The 16,100-nt window shown below is 40.2% G+C and carries 14 protein-coding genes; 6 read left to right on the top strand and 8 right to left on the bottom strand.

What is annotated here, in order from left to right; translation table 11 throughout:
• Positions 1-219: 219 nt before the first annotated feature.
• On the bottom strand, positions 220-1,599 hold the full coding sequence (gene ffh / locus KK487_RS04960) for a signal recognition particle protein (protein WP_008464738.1): 1,380 nt from the start codon (positions 1,597-1,599) through the stop codon (positions 220-222).
• Between the two features lie 223 nt (positions 1,600-1,822).
• Here ffh and KK487_RS04955 point away from each other — a divergent pair, with 223 nt between their 5' ends.
• Both KK487_RS04955 and KK487_RS04950 read left to right on the top strand, forming a co-directional pair.
• Complete coding sequence (locus KK487_RS04955; protein WP_013464492.1) at positions 1,823-2,629, top strand: cytochrome C assembly family protein; 807 nt, start codon at positions 1,823-1,825, stop codon at positions 2,627-2,629.
• A gap of 61 nt (positions 2,630-2,690) precedes the next feature.
• Positions 2,691-3,959 carry an HlyC/CorC family transporter gene (locus tag KK487_RS04950; RefSeq protein WP_013464491.1) on the top strand — a complete coding sequence of 423 codons (1,269 nt, stop codon included), beginning with the start codon at positions 2,691-2,693 and terminating at the stop codon, positions 3,957-3,959.
• A 55-nt stretch (positions 3,960-4,014) separates the two neighbouring features.
• Here the strand turns inward: KK487_RS04950 and KK487_RS04945 are convergent, their stop codons facing one another.
• Entirely contained in the window at positions 4,015-4,623 is a 609-nt protein-coding gene (locus KK487_RS04945; protein ID WP_008114460.1) for a transglycosylase SLT domain-containing protein, read from the bottom strand.
• 436 nt (positions 4,624-5,059) lie between these two features.
• The gene (gene gshA / locus KK487_RS04940; protein WP_036956848.1) at positions 5,060-6,637 is read right to left on the bottom strand and encodes a glutamate--cysteine ligase; all 1,578 of its coding nucleotides are present in this window, start codon (positions 6,635-6,637) and stop codon (positions 5,060-5,062) included.
• A gap of 427 nt (positions 6,638-7,064) precedes the next feature.
• Here gshA and KK487_RS04935 point away from each other — a divergent pair, with 427 nt between their 5' ends.
• The gene (locus KK487_RS04935) at positions 7,065-8,612 is read left to right on the top strand and encodes a methyl-accepting chemotaxis protein (RefSeq protein WP_036956847.1); all 1,548 of its coding nucleotides are present in this window, start codon (positions 7,065-7,067) and stop codon (positions 8,610-8,612) included.
• Positions 8,613-8,674: 62 nt separating this feature from the next.
• On the opposite strand, the gene clpB is transcribed toward KK487_RS04935, so the two are convergent.
• The 3 genes from clpB to rluD form a co-directional block, all read right to left on the bottom strand.
• Positions 8,675-11,251, bottom strand: coding sequence for an ATP-dependent chaperone ClpB (gene clpB, locus KK487_RS04930; RefSeq protein ID WP_036956846.1), 2,577 nt, complete (start codon positions 11,249-11,251; stop codon positions 8,675-8,677).
• Between the two features lie 96 nt (positions 11,252-11,347).
• Entirely contained in the window at positions 11,348-12,079 is a 732-nt protein-coding gene (gene pgeF / locus KK487_RS04925; protein WP_028835383.1) for a peptidoglycan editing factor PgeF, read from the bottom strand.
• 2 nt (positions 12,080-12,081) lie between these two features.
• Complete coding sequence (gene rluD, locus KK487_RS04920; protein ID WP_013464485.1) at positions 12,082-13,059, bottom strand: 23S rRNA pseudouridine(1911/1915/1917) synthase RluD; 978 nt, start codon at positions 13,057-13,059, stop codon at positions 12,082-12,084.
• A gap of 141 nt (positions 13,060-13,200) precedes the next feature.
• On the opposite strand from rluD, the gene KK487_RS04915 reads away from it, so the two are divergent.
• Complete coding sequence (locus KK487_RS04915; RefSeq protein WP_013464484.1) at positions 13,201-13,965, top strand: outer membrane protein assembly factor BamD; 765 nt, start codon at positions 13,201-13,203, stop codon at positions 13,963-13,965.
• A gap of 54 nt (positions 13,966-14,019) precedes the next feature.
• Here the strand turns inward: KK487_RS04915 and KK487_RS04910 are convergent, their stop codons facing one another.
• Entirely contained in the window at positions 14,020-14,358 is a 339-nt protein-coding gene (locus KK487_RS04910) for a P-II family nitrogen regulator (protein WP_013464483.1), read from the bottom strand.
• Positions 14,359-14,516: 158 nt separating this feature from the next.
• Between KK487_RS04910 and KK487_RS04905 the strand changes: the two genes are divergently transcribed.
• Together KK487_RS04905 and KK487_RS04900 are read left to right on the top strand one after the other, a co-directional pair.
• Positions 14,517-15,062: a GspH/FimT family pseudopilin gene (locus KK487_RS04905; RefSeq protein WP_013464482.1), complete on the top strand. Its 546-nt coding sequence runs from the start codon at positions 14,517-14,519 to the stop codon at positions 15,060-15,062.
• Between the two features lie 78 nt (positions 15,063-15,140).
• A complete protein-coding gene (locus tag KK487_RS04900) occupies positions 15,141-15,674 on the top strand; it encodes a GspH/FimT family pseudopilin (RefSeq protein WP_013464481.1) in 534 nt (177 codons plus the stop codon).
• 6 nt (positions 15,675-15,680) lie between these two features.
• On the opposite strand, the gene KK487_RS04895 is transcribed toward KK487_RS04900, so the two are convergent.
• A complete protein-coding gene (locus KK487_RS04895) occupies positions 15,681-16,100 on the bottom strand; it encodes a type IV pilin protein (protein ID WP_013464480.1) in 420 nt (139 codons plus the stop codon).

Below are 16,100 nucleotides of genomic sequence, written 5' to 3'. Positions count from 1 at the left end.
ACTCCCCAGTATGGGGAGCCGGTGAATTGTACGAGTTTTTAGCAACAATGCAAGTAAGAAGTGATGCAAAAAGCCAGTTTAGTAGATTAAACCGTGATCCAAGATGAAAAAGTATATGAATAAGCTATTCTGTGCATAGTTTATTCAACAATAAAGAGGCATTTTGCCTCTTTATTGATTACTTTTTATCTCGTATTGGAGGTATTAAAGGTTAAATTATTAAAATTTTGGACCACCGCCACCCATCATGCCAGGTGGTAACATCCCTTTCATGCCACGCATCATTTTTTGCATGCCACCTTTACCTTTCATCTTCTTCATCATTTTTTGCATTTGCGTAAATTGCTTAAGCAGTTTATTGATCTCTTGTACTTGAGTACCAGAGCCCGCAGCAATACGCTTTTTACGCGAACCTTTGATGATTTCTGGGCGTGCACGCTCTTTTTTGGTCATAGAGCTAATAATCGCTTCCATTTGAATAAAGGTTTTATCACCCATTTGCCCTTTAACCGCATCTGGGATGTTTTGCATGCCAGGCAGTTTATCGAGCATCGACATCATGCCACCCATGTTTTTCATTTGCTTTAGTTGATCAGCAAAGTCATCCAGCGTAAAGCCATCACCTTTAAATACTTTTTGTGCTACTTTTGCCGCTTGTTCTTTGTCTACTTTCATCTCGACTTCTTCGATTAATGAAAGTACATCACCCATGCCTAAAATACGTGAAGCAATTCGGTCTGGGTGGAAAGGCTCAAGGGCATCAGTGCGCTCACCCACACCCATAAACTTAATTGGCTTACCAGTAATATGACGGATAGATAAAGCAGCACCACCTCGGGCATCACCATCTGTTTTAGTCAGTATCACACCGGTCAGCGGTAAAGCTTCGTCAAATGCTTTTGCTGTATTTGCCGCATCTTGACCTGTCATTGCATCAACAACGAATAGCGTTTCGATTGGATTAATTGCATGATGCAAGGCTTTAATTTCATCCATCATGTCGCTATCAACATGCAAACGACCCGCAGTATCGACTAATACAACATCAATAAATTTCTTTTTCGCATGAGAAATGGCGGCAGTTGCAATATCAACTGGTTTTTGCGAAATATCACTTGGGAAAAATTCTACATCAACTTCTGTTGCTAAGGTTTCTAATTGCTTAATTGCTGCTGGACGATACACATCGGCACTCACCACTAGCACAGACTTCTTCTTGCGCTCTTTTAAAAACTTAGCCAGCTTACCCACACTGGTGGTTTTACCCGCACCTTGAAGACCAGCCATCATCACTACCGCTGGCGGCTGTGCATTAAGACTTAGCTCTTCGTTGGCTTCACCCATGGCTTTTTCAAGTTCTTCACGAACAATTTTTATAAATACTTGGCCAGGGCTCAAGCTTTTGGTGACTTCAACACCAACCGCACGCTCTTTAACTTGCTTTACAAACTCGCGAACAACAGGCAACGCCACATCGGCTTCTAAAAATGCCATTCGCACTTCACGAAGTGTATCTTTAATGTTGTCTTCAGTTAAGCGACCACGGCCACTAATATTTTTTAGGGTTTTACCTAATCGTTCTTGGAGGTTCTCAAACATGTAACGGTTCCGAAAAGACGTTTATATCAACTCTATTAATAAGGTCGATGTTATTAAAATTCAATTGAAAATAGTATACCGTAAATGGTGGCATACAATACAGTGTTGAAGTGCTGCTTATTGAGTTTCTTTTTACAGGGTCTATGCATTTGCGTTGCTATAAAATACAATGACCAGATAACGAACACGAATTATTTGACTTCAATTAAGTGGCCAAAGCAAAATGCTGATTATTAGTTTAACTATTATTGCCAGTTTATTTTATGTGTTAGCAACGTCTCACGTGCTTTCGCGATTGTTTCATCGTCAGGGACCAAGCCAAAAAATTACCATAATACTGAGCACTGTCGCTATTTTGGCGCATATGCTGCTTTTAGTAAACTCGGTGTTTAGAGCCGATGGCCAAGATTTAAGTATTGTTAATGTTGCATTACTGACTTGTTGGGTAATAGTGCTTTGTGTCACCACCGTCTCTTTGAAGTTTCCTGCGACACTGCTATTACCTGTTGTATACGGCTTTGCTGCCCTGTTAACTATTGCTAGCCTGTTTATTCCTCATCACGTTTTACTTCATAGCATTAATGTAGAGCTTGCGTTAGTTGCGCATATTTCACTGTCGTTATTAGCCTACTGTATCTTAATTATTGCCACCCTTTACGGCGTACAATTTTACTTTATTGATAAACGTTTGAAACGTAAAGATTTAGCAATAGTACATAGCCATTTACCGCCACTAATGGTGGTAGAGCGTCAACTTTATCAACTATTAAATTTAGGCACAGTATTATTAAGCGTGGCGCTGATTACAGGGTTTGTATTTCTTGATGGCATGTTTGCCAAAGAGTTTATTCATAAAACAATCTTATCTTTAGTTGCTTGGGCTATTTTTGCTACGATTGCCGTTGGCCATGTAAAACGAGGTTGGCGAGGGAAAATGGTGGTAGTGAGTATTATGATTGCCGCATTTACACTCACACTCGCTTATTTTGGCAGCCGTTTTATACAAGAAGTGGTTCTAAATAAGTTTTAACTTGACTCTGAAAGCTCACTCTAGCTTAATACGCATTGGTTTATAAAAAAAGGATCCATCGTTGGACGACATATCGACAAGTACGCTGTTTATCATTTTAGGTTTATTGGTACTTTTTTCTGCTTACTTCTCCGGGTCAGAAACCGGAATCATGTCAATCAACCGTATTCGTTTACGACACCTCGCTAAAGAGAATCATCGTGCTGCGAAACGCGTTAGTAAATTACTCAGTCGACCTGACAGGTTGATAGGTCTTATCCTTATTGGTAATAACCTTGTCAATATTGCGGCTGCCCAAGTTGCCACCATTATTGGTATTCGTTTGTATGGTGATTTAGGTATTGCTATAGCAACAGGTGCATTAACACTTGTGGTGCTGATTTTCGCTGAAGTAACGCCAAAAACACTGGCCGCCCTCTATCCTGAGCGAGTCGCTTTTCCAAGTTCGGTGATACTCAAAGGGTTACTAAAAATTCTCTTCCCATTTGTTGTCGTTGTTAACTGGATGACCAATGGTATATTGCGCTTATTTGGTATTAGCGCTGCACAAATAGATGAGCACAGCATGAGTAAAGAAGAATTAAAAACCGTGCTAAATGAATCGGGGGCGCTGATCCCCGCTCGTCACCAAAGTATGTTGACCTCTATTTTAGATTTAGAACAAGTTACCGTTGAAGATATTATGATCCCTCGCAATGAAATTGTGGCGATTGATATTAATGACGATTGGAAAATAATCAGTAAACAACTTACTCACGCTCAACATACTCGCGTACTCTTATATCGCGACAATATAGATGATGCAGTGGGATTTATTCACTCTCGTGATGCATTGCGTCTTCTTACTAAAGAGCAATTCGATAAACCTTCGCTACTGCGCGCTGTACGTGAAATTTACTTTATTCCTGAGGGAACGTCGCTTAACACCCAACTACTGAAGTTCCAATTATCAAAAGAACGAATTGGTATTGTTGTTGATGAATATGGCGATATCCAAGGCTTAGTTACTCTAGAAGATATTCTTGAAGAGGTTGTGGGCGATTTCACCACTACTCAAACTCGGACACCGAGTGAAGAAGTAACCACACAAAATGATGGCTCTTATATTGTTGATGGTGGTGCTAACGTACGCGACTTAAATAAAGAAATGGGTTGGGAATTCCCATTAGATGGCCCTAAAACGCTAAGTGGCCTCATTGTTGAGTACTTAGAAGACATCCCTGATGCTAACTTAAGCATTCGTATTGCAGGTTATCCGGTTGAGGTACTTGAAGTGAAAGAAAACATGATTAAACAAGTTAAAATTCAGCCCAATAAACGTAAAAAATAAACCAACAAAAAAGGAGCCAAATGGCTCCTTTTTTATTAATCTGGGTTTAGATTAGTTAAAAGAATAAACGCTCTAACCAACCTTTGTCTAAATCATCCTCACAGCGTCTTAGCTGTGCTCCATAACGGCTTGCACGATGTTTTACTTTATTGGCAACGCTCATTAACCACTTTTTCTTACGATAAGTGCCTCGCTTATAACCGCCCCACCCTTCGTGATAATTTAAATACTGTGCGTAAGCATCCCATTTAGAAACACCATTAACTTTGTGAGTTTTATAAACAAACCACGCCATAAAATCGATCGCATCTTCAAATTCATCTCTATCAGCACCACTATTACCTGTTTCACGAATATAATCAGACCAAGTTGGAGTTTTAGCTTGAGAATAACCATAGGCATCACTTGCGCGGCCGGTTGGAATTATCCATAAAAAGTATTCCATGGGTGGCGCGGCATCATGACGAAAAGAACTTTCTTGGTACATCATACTCATTAATACGTGTTTGGGAGAGCCCCACTTATCTTGCGCGTCTTTAGCATCAAAATACCAGTCAGATTTCTCTTCAAAGATTTTACAAATATCTTCGGGTTGCTTAGGTGGCGCAGTGGCACACCCCGCTAAGGTAAGCACTAGAGATAAAGTAATAATATTTTTTTTCATTTTTTAAGATCTCACTGAACTTTTTAAAAAAGCGTGGGTCTGAATCTATGAATGCAGCAGTACAGCATTGTTTCATCCCTAAAGAATATTTACGCAGCTACTATGAGCTGCGTTTTTTTTGCCTACTACTTACTTGGGTCTGTTGACCTTTCAAGGTTGAATTTTCAGCAGTTTGTTTGGTATTTAGGCAAGGCAAAGCCTATGTGGTGTGGTTATTACCCATAAATAGGCGATAACGCAGCATCAATGCCAAACAGGTGCTGCTCTTCGGGTTCTGCCTAGGAGCAATTTACTCTTTGTTGCTCGGTTTTTACTTATTCTTACATGGATGTAAGCCAGTAGAATAACGCAGGAGCAGTTATCGAGCCCATTAGGTTACAAACCTCACGCCGCGATTAAACCGCTCCTAGTTTGAACAAATTGTAATCCGCAAAGGTCAACAGACCCTGAAATATGTATCTAAAAATGCGGTAAATGATTGTTTATCAGCGTGTTCAATTGCCTTTTGGGCTTGGTACGACTCTGCAGCTTGTTGCTCTAGCCACGATTTTGAAAATTCAGTATAACTTGCTGTTTCATGGCTTTGTTTGTACTTCTGAGCAAGTGACAGTGCAAAGTGGCCATTATCTAACCCTGATGCTTTTAACTGCTCAACATAACGACCAGAATACGTTAATGCCGGATCATGAATCCAAGTCGCCATGCGCTTAATGGTGTTTGAGTAGTAGTCAACATCGTAAGCAGTATCCATCCACTGAGCAACATCACTCAGCTGACTAAATATTTCATCACCCCAAGATTCTAGGCTGCGCTGCTCGTTATTAAAATTAAGCATCAAGCCTTGTTCTCGACCTTGGTTAACCACAGTATCAAGATTTTCAGTACTACGAGTTTGCTCTTGCCAATCCATAGGTGCTGAATCTTTTAATAAACAATAAGTTAAAAACACATCTAAAAAGTGTATTTGCTCTAAGTCAATCCCAACTTCACTAAACGGGTTAACATCCAATGCACGAATTTCAATATATTCTATACCCGCTCTTAGCAATGCATCGGTGGGCGTTTCACCATTTTTTGCATTACGTTTAGGACGAATTGGCGAGTAAAACTCGTTCTCTATTTGCAAAATGTTTTTATTTAATTGCTTTGGCGTAGCACTGGTGTAATCGTCAATACTGCCGTAAATATCTGAAGGCGTATTTATGGCTTTTTTAAGTCCTGCAACATATTCATCTAATGAGTTATACATTACTCGTAATGACGATTGTGCGCTATTGGTATAGCCTAAGTTACCTAATCGTAATGCGGTACCCACTTCCAAATATAAAGTGCCTTTACCGAGTTTTTTAAACGGTAAGTCGCTTTTACGCCCTTGTAAAAAAGAACTACATAATGCCGGTGATGCGCCAAACATGTAGCTAATTAACCACAGTTCGCGTTTAAAGTTACGAATTAACGCCAAGTAACTATCCGATATGAAATCTTCAAGTTTCGCGTCACTTTGCTTTAATGAGTGCAGTGACTGCCATAGCGTTTGTGGAAAAGAAATATTGAAATGCACGCCAGCAATCGCTTGCATCATACTGCCGTAACGATTCTTCAAGCCTTCGCGATATAGGGTTTTCATTTTACCGACATTAGAGTCGCCAAATTGTGCCAATACAATATCGTCTTGATGATTTATAAAGCACGGCATACTAATTGGCCACAATAATTCATCGCCCATATGTTCTAGGGTGAACTTTTGTAAATCTTTTAGCTGCTGCAAAGTTTGCGTTGATGACTCGCTAACCGGTGTAATGAACTCAAGTAAAGACTCAGAAAAATCAGTGGTAATATGCTCATTGGTGAGCGCACAGCCCACACCTTGAGGATGAGCCTGTTTAGAAATAGAACCATCGTGGTTAATTCTTAATGATTCTCTCTCAATACCGCGCATAATGCCTTTAATAGCCTGTTGATTATCTGCATTAGATAGCGCGTTGAGCGTGTTCTTTAAATTATAAGTTGTCAAAAAAAAGTTTCCTCGAGCCAAGTGGCTTAATCATAAGGTTATGGGGTCTTTTTACCTTTACTCAAGATTAAACGATGAAAAAACTATATGAATTTATTAGATATAGTTTTTACTGGATTTTAAACACGCTTTGTTTCACGCTATAAAAGATAATCTTGCCATTGCCACTACGAATATACAATTTCTTTTACATATTATTTGCCATAACCCCCCGCTGACAACATGGCGTTTTAAAACGCTTTGATAAGATAGAGTTAAACCCTAAAAGTTTGTCATAACTGAAAAATTCAATTACGCTTAATATTGATAAAGATCATATAAATATCAAAAAAAATGTCTTATTCCTGCTATTTTACACATATCACTAACGTACATTAGTTTTAGTAATTACAATAGCCGCCATAATAAAGAATGATAAAGAGTCACTATGCGTCGTAATCAAAGCTTAATAGATGAAGAAGTTAACTTCGAAGAACACCAAGAGTTGGTTTCAACCACTGACTTACGCGGTGTTATTACTTATGCCAATCATGAGTTTTGTAGTATCGCAGGCTACGAGATGGATGAACTGATAAATAAAAATCACAATATCGTTCGCCACCCTGATATGCCAAAAGCTGCATTTAAAGAAATGTGGGACACTTTAAAACAAGGCCATTCGTGGCGTGGCGCGGTAAAAAACTTATGTAAGGACGGCCGCTATTATTGGGTTGATGCATTTGTAACGCCTATTTTTGAGCATGGCCAACTTATTGGTTATCAGTCTGTACGAATAAAACTAGAGCAACGCGCAAAACGCAGAGCGCAAAAGCTCTATGCCAAAATTAACGCTAATAAATCATTATTCAGCTGGCGCGAACGCACATCAATGAGACAAGGTTTGAGCATTGCGGGTATTTTAATTTGGTTAGCCAGTGTCGCAATGTGGGGCTCTCTTTCGCTTGCCGCGATTAACTTATTAGTATGTATTGTTATTTTAGTTTTAAATTATGATGAGCTGGTAATCACACCTGCAACCCTCAAACAACAAAAAAACCAAGCAGACTCTGTATCTCGTTATGTGTTTAGTGGCTCGCACCCACACAGCATTAGTGAGTATAGAGAGCAGATGCTCAGTGCTAAATTAAGAACGGTACTGGGGCGGGTAAAAGATTCAACCTTGAGTTTTAATACGATTGCCCAAGGGTTAGATCAACAATCGACGTTGACCGAGCAAGGTATTTCTTCTCAAGGCACTCAGCTAGAACAAATTGCTTCAGCCATGTCACAAATGAGTACCACGATTGGTGAAATCTCTAACAATACCAATAACACGGCTGATAAAGTGGGCATTACTTATCAAAGCTGCTCTGATATCAAGAATCATATTGCAGATAACAGTAAAATGGTGTCTGACTTAGCTGTACAAGTTGAGCAAGCGGCCGCCACAGCAACGGGGCTTGCCTCTGAAGCGGATAAAATTGGCCAAGTCATGAGTGAAATAGAAGGGATTGCTGAACAAACTAACTTATTGGCACTCAATGCGGCTATTGAAGCGGCACGCGCCGGTGAGCATGGGCGTGGTTTTGCAGTCGTTGCCGATGAAGTAAGAGCGCTGTCGTCACGAACTCAAAACGCCACAGCACAAATTCATAGCTCAATTAAAGAAATTCAAGATACCTTGTTTAGCTGGTCTAAAATCATGCAGAGCACAAAACAACAAGCCGATGACTGTGTTAATACAACAGGACAAACACAACAAGAGCTTGATAGTATTTTTATTCAAATTAGTGAAATTTCACAGCTCGCCACGGATATTTCAGCCGCAGCAGAACAGCAGCAGGTTGTAAGTAAAGACATTGGTAGTAATGTTGAAAAGATTAAAGGCTTAGGGGATGACAATTTACAATTGAGTTTTAGCGTAGCGCACGGTGCGGCTGAACTAGTTGAAGGCTCAAGAAAAGTGAATGACTTATTACTGACTTTTAAAGTTTAACAAACGCCCTAAAATAGAAACAAAAAAGCCGCTGTAAACAGCGGCTTTTTGCTGTGCTCAGATTATCGACTCGTAAACACTAAGCCGTCTTCGTTAGCATCAATGACAATGATACAACCTGGTTGAAATTCATTATTAAGCAGTTTTTGTGCTAATGGATTTTCAATGGTTTGCTGTATTGCCCGTTTAAGTGGACGAGCGCCATAGACAGGATCAAAGCCACTGGCAGCAATTCGCTCAAGAGCAGCATCTGTCAACTCAAGTAAATACCCCATCTCTGTCAATCGTTGACGTAATTTGCTTAACTGAATATCTGCAATTTCTTTAATATGACTATGTGAAAGTGAGTGAAATACCACAGTTTCATCAATACGGTTAATGAACTCGGGTCTAAATTCATTATGTAAAACACCCATGACTTTTGCTTTAAGCTCGTCATAGTCATTACTTCCCGCTTGCTCTTGAATGATATCTGAGCCCAAGTTGGAGGTCATAATGATAACCGAATTTTTAAAATCAACCGTACGCCCTTGGCCATCCGTTAAACGCCCGTCATCAAGGACTTGTAATAAAATATTAAACACATCTGGATGCGCTTTTTCTATTTCATCAAGCAAAATAACCGAATAGGGTTTACGACGAACAGCTTCGGTTAAATAACCACCTTCTTCGTAACCTACGTACCCTGGAGGCGCACCGACTAAACGTGCGACTGAGTGTTTTTCCATAAACTCAGACATATCTATACGCACCATGGCACTTTCGGTATCAAACATATAGCCTGCTAGTGCCTTGGTAAGTTCTGTTTTACCAACCCCTGTAGGCCCTAAAAATAAGAACGAGCCAATTGGACGATTGGGATCAGCAAGCCCTGCACGCGAACGACGAATGGCATTAGCCACCGCAACGACGGCCTCATCTTGACCAATGACTTTGTTATGTAACTGCTCTTCCATTTGTAATAGTTTTTCACGTTCACCTTGGAGCATACGCGCCACTGGGATCCCGGTCCAACGTGATAAAATTTCTGCAATTTCATCTTCGCCTACCTGATTTTTAAGCAAGCTCATTTCTTGCATTTCTGCTTGTGATGCTAAATCGAGTTTGCGCTCAAGCTCAGGTATACGTCCATATTGCAGTTCAGACATACGCTGCAAGTCACTTGCTCTGCGAGCCACTTCTAAATCAAGTCGTGCCTGCTCTAGCTCAGCTTTAATAACCTGCGTGCCTTGTAAAGACGCTTTTTCTGCATTCCATACTTCATCTAGTTCACGGTATTGCCCTTCAAGCTCAGTGATCAGCTCGACCATTTCTGTACGGCGCTTTTGACTTGCTTCATCTTTCTCTTTGGCCAATGCGTTATCTTCAATTTTTAATTGGATAATGCGGCGCTCTAATTTATCTAAAGCTTCTGGCTTTGAATCAATTTGCAAGCGAATAGAAGAGCCCGCTTCGTCAATTAAATCGATTGCTTTATCGGGTAATTGGCGATCACTAATATAACGATGCGATAACTGCGCTGCGGCAACGATTGCAGGGTCGGTGATCTCCACTGAATGGTGTAATTCGTAACGCTCTTTCAAGCCACGCAGAATAGCAATGGTGTCTTCTACTGAAGGCTCTTCTATTAATACCTTTTGGAAACGGCGCTCAAGCGCAGCATCTTTTTCAATGTACTTACGGTATTCATCTAAAGTGGTTGCGCCTACGCAATGGAGTTCACCGCGTGCTAAGGCAGGTTTTAACATGTTACCCGCATCCATAGCGCCATCACTTTTACCCGCTCCAACAATGGTATGAATTTCATCAATAAATAAAATAACTTGGCCTTCTTCTTTAGCCAACTCATTAAGTACTGATTTTAAACGCTCTTCAAATTCACCTCGGTATTTTGCACCAGCAACTAATGCGCCTAAATCAAGTGATAATACGCGCTTGTTTTTTAAGCCCTCAGGCACTTCACCATTAATAATACGCTGTGCAAGCCCTTCAGCTATGGCTGTTTTACCCACCCCTGGCTCACCAATTAACACAGGGTTATTTTTGGTACGGCGTTGTAATACTTGAATAGTGCGGCGAATTTCATCATCACGACCGATTACAGGGTCAAGCTTACCTTGCTCTGCACGCTCAGTTAAATCGATGGTGTACTTTTCAAGTGCTTGGCGTGTTTCTTCCGCATTAGGATCGTCAACTTTTTGGCCACCACGAATCGCCTCAATTGCCGTTTCAACCTTACTCGCCGTAATGTTAAGTGCTTTAAAAACACTGCCAAGCGGGCCTTTATCTTCACACGCAACTAATACAAACAACTCACTTGAAATGTATTTATCTTTACGCTTTTGGGCGTATTTATCACATAGGTTTATCAGTGAAACCATGTTATTTGACAACTGTACATCGCCACCAACACCTTCCACTTTAAATAACTTTTCTATCTCTTGTGATAATTTAGTGTTGAGTTCATCAACGCTGATGCTCATTTGTGCAAATAGTGCACGTACACTTGAGCCACTTTGTTTTAACAAAGCGTACATTAGATGCACAGGTTCAATAAATTGATGATCGCGACCTAGCGCTAATGATTGCGCATCTGAAAGCGCAGACTGAAATTTACTTGTAAATCTATCTAAACGCATGGGGGTTTACCTATAAAAAAACGAATTACTTAATAGATGGGTATGTTAGCGGGTTTGTTCAAGGTATTGTGGGAAAAATAATCACCTAATGATTATTTACTTGCGCCAGATCAAACTTGCCATACGACCGGTTTGGCCATCGCGCCGATAAGAAAAAAACAAGTTAGCTTGAGAAACCGTGCAATGCTCACCCCCGCTAATGTTTATAACGCCCTGTTGATTAAGTAAAATAGTTGCTATTAGATAGATATCAGCTAAATACTTTTCATTATTTTGAGCTTTGAACGCGCTGTGCATTAGTGGGTTATTTGCTGTAAATAACTCGACTACCTCTTGGCCGACTTGAAATTGATTCGCCCCTATTGCAGGACCTAACCAAGCATGTATATTCGCCGAGGCATTTTTAAAACATGCCAGCGTATTGTTTATCACCCCTTGCTCTAACCCTCGCCAACCAGCATGAATTGCGGCCACTTCTTGCCCGTCACTCGATGAGAGTAAAATAGGTAAACAATCAGCGGTCATTATGGCTAAAGGTTGATTGCGTAATTGCGTATATAGCGCATCGGCTGTGAGTGTTTGGTTGGGGTCAAATCGCTCATCCACTGTAATTACATCAGCGCTATGAACCTGATTTAACCAAATTGCCGGTTTAGGCAAATGAGCATTTACACGTGCTCTGTTATTTAATACATCTTGGCTGTTATCACCTACATGCAACCCTAAATTCAAACTATCGAATGGAGGCTGAGATACGCCCCCTTCACGTGTAGTACTCAATGTATCTACACCATGAAGAGATTGCCATGTAGCTGATAAGCCAAACATTGTTAACTCGCTATATCAGGGTTTGCTTTTGTGTCTTCACGCAGTGCTTGAGTCATTTGGACCATATCATCAGGGATAGGCGCTTGCCAGGTCATCATTTCACCGGTGATTGGATGCGCAATACTTAATTTAACGGCATGAAGCGCTTGGCGTTTAAAGCTACGCAGTAACTCAAATAACTCAGGCGTTGCCCCTTTTGGTGGACGAGGACGACCGCCATAAGATTGATCGCCAATTAATGGGTGGTTTAAGTACGCCATATGCACACGAATTTGGTGTGTACGCCCTGTTTCAAGGCGTAAACGCAAACGAGTATGGGCGCGGAATTTTTCGGCAACACGGTAATGCGTAATAGCTGGTTTACCCATTTCATGTACTGCCATATGCGTACGCTGCGTAGCATGACGACCAATTGGTTTTTCAACCATACCACCGGCTGTCATAGTGCCATTACATAACGCTTCATATTCACGTGTAAAGTTTTCGCGCTTTTGCAGTGCTTTAACTAAATGTGTTTGTGCCTGAATCGTTTTAGCAACAACCATTAAACCTGTTGTGTCTTTGTCTAAACGATGCACAATACCCGCTCGTGGTACGTTAATAATTTCCGGATAGTAGTGTAATAAAGCATTTAACACAGTACCGTCAGGGTTACCTGCGCCAGGATGAACCACTAATCCCATTGGTTTGTTGATCACTAAAATATCATCGTCTTCATAAACGATGTTTAATTTGATATCTTGTGCTTCGTATTCACGAGGTGCTTCTATTGTTGTTTCAACAGCTACAACTTCACCACCGAGTAGTTTTTCACGCGGGGTGTTGAAAATTTCACCATCAACGGTGATTTTATCATCTAAAATCCACGTTTTTATCCGTGATCGTGAATAATCAGGGAACAATTGTGCTAATACTTGGTCTAGACGTTTACCACCTAAGTCTGTTGGGACCTCGGCTTGGAGAGATATTTGCTCTGACATTAGTAACTTTACCCAATTTACCAGTGCAAGCTTTGCTTGACTGGGTTAGAATCGCTTTTAATAAAAGCATAACATAATACGCATAGTTTACTCGGTTTTACCCACTTGGCCTAGCCGAAGACATCGAAGGTAACAAATAAAATGATAAATAAAATAGGGAAACGTGCATTCGCCATTGTTTTTTCAGTTTCAGTGCTTAGTTTAGGGGCCTGCTCGTCTGCACCTGACCAAGAAGATATTCAACGCGTACCCAACAGATCGGCACAAGCACTATACGAAGATGCAAAACAAACGCTTGATTCTGGTTTATACGCTCGTGCAATTGAATTATTAACGGCAATTGATTCTCGCTACCCGTTTGGTCCGTTTTCAAAACAAGTCCAAATGGATTTAGTGTATGCACATTACCAATCAGGTAATACAGAGCAAGCGCTTGCTACAATCGACCGTTTTATTCGCTTAAACCCAAACCACAAAGATTTAGATTACATGTACTACATGCGTGGCTTGGTTAATATTAAGGCGGATAAAAATGCTTTCCAAGAATACTTTGGTGTAGACAGAGCTGACAGAGATGCTAAACGCACCCGTGTTGCTTATACCGACTTATCAACTTTGGTTAAACGTTTTCCAGAAAGTGATTATGCGCCAGAAGCAAAACGTCGTTTAGTTTGGTTATTAAACCGCATGGCACGTTATGAGTTAAAAGTGGCAACTTACTATTACGAACGTGAAGCCTATTTAGCAGCCGCAAATCGCGGTAAATATGTGGTAGAGCACTACTCACAAAGTAGTTATCTTGATGCGGCACTCGCCATGATGGAAAAAAGTTACGAGAAGCTTGGCTTGACTGAACTAAGTCAGCATGCAGAGCAAACGCGTAAATTTAATAGCAGAAATAAATAACACGAAAAAGGCGCTAGTTATAAAATTAGCGCCTTTTTTACGAGGTTTACTCGACTATATAGCCTCTTCATCCTCTTCTGCAGTACGAATTCGAACCACACGTTCTACGTCAGTGACAAATATTTTACCATCACCGATTTTGCCAGTTTGTGCTGTTTTAACAATAACATCAATAGCACGTTCTACGTCTTCATCACCGAGCACAATATCTAGTTTTACTTTAGGTAAAAAGTCAACCATGTACTCAGCACCACGGTATAGCTCTGTGTGGCCTTTTTGACGCCCAAACCCTTTTACTTCACTTACTGTCATACCCGTAATGCCTACATCAGATAATGCTTCACGCACATCATCGAGCTTAAACGGTTTAATGATTGCTTCTATTTTTTTCATAGTAATTACTTTTGAAAGCTTCAGTTGCCTCGATTTTAGACAATCATGAGGTTCATAGCAAACAAAGAGATTGAATAGCACCGGTGAAAAATAATCATGGTATGATTATTTTAATAAAAATAACTATACTAAAACATCACCGAGTTAATGAGATTTATATGAAAACTAAGCACCGTGGATTTACCCTATTAGAGTTAATGGTCACCGTGGCCATTGTTGGCATTATAGCCACTATTGCGTTGTGGAACAGTAGCGATATGCTGGAAGAAAACCGAGGTGAAAATTTTTTATTAGAACTTAAACGTAATATTAGCTTTGCACGCTCACAAGCGGCTAGTACCGATGAGATCGTAATTGTGTGCGCTGCTCCAGGTACAAAAGTAAAAAGTGATGATAAAACCCTAACTTGCTCAAGTAAATGGGATGTTGATCAAATAATTATTACCTTTATAGATGCTAATAATAATGGCCAATATAATAATGAAACAGATAGCTTGATCAGAGTCATGGAGGAAATTAGTCCTAATGATCGCGTTTCATTTACAGATACCCGTATACGATTTAATACCAGCGGACGTATAACTACAAATCCTGGGAACTTCATATTTTGTCCTAACGGCGACAACAAAAACCAAAAAGCGTTAACATTAACGCAATCAGGCACCGCTTTTTATTTAGGGGATACCACAGAGAGCTGTGGTTAAAAGCCATTTCATACTTTGTCGTTTTTTTGATTGTTTACTAAACTAATATAATGGACTGTTCAATGAAAGGCTTCAGGGATGAAGTTAATTATAAGTGCTCACAAAAATGGTGGCGTTACATTATTAGAATTACTAGTAACCATTTCAGTTATAGCGATACTAAGCCAACTCTCATTATGGTTTTTTCCTGATTTCTTGGCGCTCAATCGCGCAGATAACCAGATTAATCTATTACACAGAAACATTAATTATGCACGTCTTTATGCAATAGAAAATAATAGCTACGTCACTCTATGTGCCTTGAAAAATAATGAGTGTTTAGAAGATGATTGGGACAATCAGGTGTCACTTTTTATTGATAACGACAAGTCAACCTCTTTAGATGATGACGAGCGCCTTATTAGTACCTTTGAACATATCCATCCCTCTGATAGCTTAGAGTATCCTCGGGATGCCATCACTTTTAGACCCGATGGCTCTTTAAACGGCTTTCAAAACGGTACTTTTATCTATTGCCCAAATAACGAAAAAGCAAGCCTTGAGGGGCTTGCTCTGTCAATAAGTCAAACTGGGCGAATACGAATAAAATCTACTAACAAATGCCAAAAATAACTAATGTTATCTACCCCAGCAATAGTTGATGTCGGTATTGCCTTTACTACCCGTTGCTCCTTTTAAGCCAACGTCATTAATGGTTAATGACGTGCAATCAGCATCCCCTTTCACAGCACCAGCAATGGGTTTAGCAGTGATTGTAAATTCATTGCTATTAACCACATTAATTGTTAGCTCAAAATGACCGTTTTCAGTTTTACTTTGAATACCTAAGTCGCTAAACGAAGTTGAATATGCTCGGTTATCCACAAAGTATTGCTCTTGCTTGTTTGCCGCATCTAAAAGCGCAGAAGCGGCTTCTGCGCGTGATGCCCTTTTTATATATTCACTGTAATTAGGCACTGCAATGGCGGCAATGATGCCAACAATCGCAACGGTGATCATTAACTCAATTAATGTAAATCCTTGTTGTGTCTTATTCAT

This window comes from Pseudoalteromonas sp. SiA1 (assembly GCF_018732205.1).
GTDB lineage: Bacteria > Pseudomonadota > Gammaproteobacteria > Enterobacterales > Alteromonadaceae > Pseudoalteromonas > Pseudoalteromonas tetraodonis.
The sequence above is the reverse complement of the archived record's forward strand: the minus strand, read 5'-3'. Positions and strand labels throughout refer to the sequence as shown.

Coding starts and splice junctions, on each gene's coding strand:
- KK487_RS04905 (WP_013464482.1), top strand. CDS start 14,517: ATGAAAACTAAGCACCGTGGATTTACCCTATTAGAGTTAATGGTCACC.
- ffh (WP_008464738.1), bottom strand. CDS start 1,599: ATGTTTGAGAACCTCCAAGAACGATTAGGTAAAACCCTAAAAAATATT.
- rluD (WP_013464485.1), bottom strand. CDS start 13,059: ATGTCAGAGCAAATATCTCTCCAAGCCGAGGTCCCAACAGACTTAGGT.
- pgeF (WP_028835383.1), bottom strand. CDS start 12,079: ATGTTTGGCTTATCAGCTACATGGCAATCTCTTCATGGTGTAGATACA.
- KK487_RS04900 (WP_013464481.1), top strand. CDS start 15,141: ATGAAGTTAATTATAAGTGCTCACAAAAATGGTGGCGTTACATTATTA.
- KK487_RS04910 (WP_013464483.1), bottom strand. CDS start 14,358: ATGAAAAAAATAGAAGCAATCATTAAACCGTTTAAGCTCGATGATGTG.
- KK487_RS04915 (WP_013464484.1), top strand. CDS start 13,201: ATGATAAATAAAATAGGGAAACGTGCATTCGCCATTGTTTTTTCAGTT.
- KK487_RS04945 (WP_008114460.1), bottom strand. CDS start 4,623: ATGAAAAAAAATATTATTACTTTATCTCTAGTGCTTACCTTAGCGGGG.
- clpB (WP_036956846.1), bottom strand. CDS start 11,251: ATGCGTTTAGATAGATTTACAAGTAAATTTCAGTCTGCGCTTTCAGAT.
- KK487_RS04935 (WP_036956847.1), top strand. CDS start 7,065: ATGCGTCGTAATCAAAGCTTAATAGATGAAGAAGTTAACTTCGAAGAA.
- KK487_RS04895 (WP_013464480.1), bottom strand. CDS start 16,100: ATGAATAAGACACAACAAGGATTTACATTAATTGAGTTAATGATCACC.
- KK487_RS04955 (WP_013464492.1), top strand. CDS start 1,823: ATGCTGATTATTAGTTTAACTATTATTGCCAGTTTATTTTATGTGTTA.